Below are 451 nucleotides of genomic sequence, written 5' to 3'. Positions count from 1 at the left end.
ATTTATCTGAGATAAGATTCAAATAGATAACTTTAACTTTTGGGGATAGGGCAGATTTTATCGCTAGGGGCGTTAAAAAAAATTGTAAATCACTTAAAATTTTTGGCAAATATTTTTTGTCTTTTAAAGATTGTTCTGCTTCCAGTAAAAATGGTTTTTCTTCAGTAGTTGGTGCATCAGCTAAAGCATTTTGTATATCAGTAAGTAATTTCACTTCAGTAGGTATTCGTTTTGTGTTGTTTTTAAAAAAGCTCATTAGATGACACCTCCTTATTTTTCATGTCCTGATTTCCATGAACCGCCAAGTACAACCATTTTTAAGGACATAGAGCATGGCACAGAAGATATCATAAGGATCAATGTGTTTTGGGTGAGTTCGTTTTCTTGAAGCTTCCAGATCCTGGCGGATCAAATCGAATTGTTGCCGAGAAATATCGCTTTGGTAATGATG

At 34.1% G+C, this 451-nt stretch carries 1 protein-coding gene; it reads right to left on the bottom strand.

The window, feature by feature from the left end; translation table 11 throughout:
* Nucleotides 1-256: bacteriocin immunity family protein (locus tag C1I98_RS46640; protein WP_111172260.1), on the bottom strand; the 256-nt coding region annotated here is incomplete at its 3' end.
* Nucleotides 257-451: the final 195 nt, after the last annotated feature.

The organism is Spongiactinospora gelatinilytica (genome assembly GCF_003236385.1).
GTDB classification, from domain to species: Bacteria; Actinomycetota; Actinomycetes; order Streptosporangiales; family Streptosporangiaceae; genus Spongiactinospora; species Spongiactinospora gelatinilytica.
This window is presented reverse-complemented; position numbering and strand designations above follow the sequence as displayed.